Source organism: Salinisphaera sp. G21_0, assembly GCF_017744115.1.
Taxonomy (GTDB): domain Bacteria; phylum Pseudomonadota; class Gammaproteobacteria; order Pseudomonadales; family Endozoicomonadaceae; genus Endozoicomonas.
On the sequence record NZ_JAGHQW010000286.1, the window covers coordinates 1 to 536 of the forward strand.

Sequence of the window (536 nt, forward strand, 5' to 3'; positions counted from 1 at the left end):
GGGCAAACCGCTCGACCGGGCACTGGTCACCAATATTTCCTCCATGTGTAATGGCAAAGGCTTACCGAAAGATCAGGACGTGAAGGCCTTCCTGACCCTGCCCTGCTTGAAAGAGGGCTGGCAGGAGAGCAAAGACGAGGACGTTAAGGGCAAACCGCTCGACCGGGTACTGGTCACCAATATTTCCTCCATGTGCTCCTCTAAAGGCTTACCGAAAGATAAGGACGTGAAGGCCTTCCTGACCCTGCCCTGCTTGAAAGAGGGCTGGCAGGAGGGCAAAGACGAGGTCGTTAAGGGCAAACCGCTCGACCGGGCACGGGTCACCAATATTTCCTCCATGTGTCATGGCAAGGGCTTACCGGAAAAGACGAAAGTGCAAACCTTTATTCAATGGCTACCCCCGGATGAAAAGAAGAGTCTTCTGAAACTTTCTTGCCGCATATTTGCAGGCTTTGGAGTACCCTCAGGAGAAAAACTGACTGATAATGAGAACAAACTCCGCCAATGTCTTAAACAGCAAGGTTATTCTACGGACA

At 51.5% G+C, this 536-nt stretch carries 1 protein-coding gene; it reads left to right on the top strand.

Annotated elements, in window-relative coordinates; all coding sequences use genetic code 11:
• A partial coding sequence (locus J7439_RS26095) for a hypothetical protein (protein ID WP_209204973.1) occupies positions 1-536 on the top strand: 536 nt, incomplete at both ends.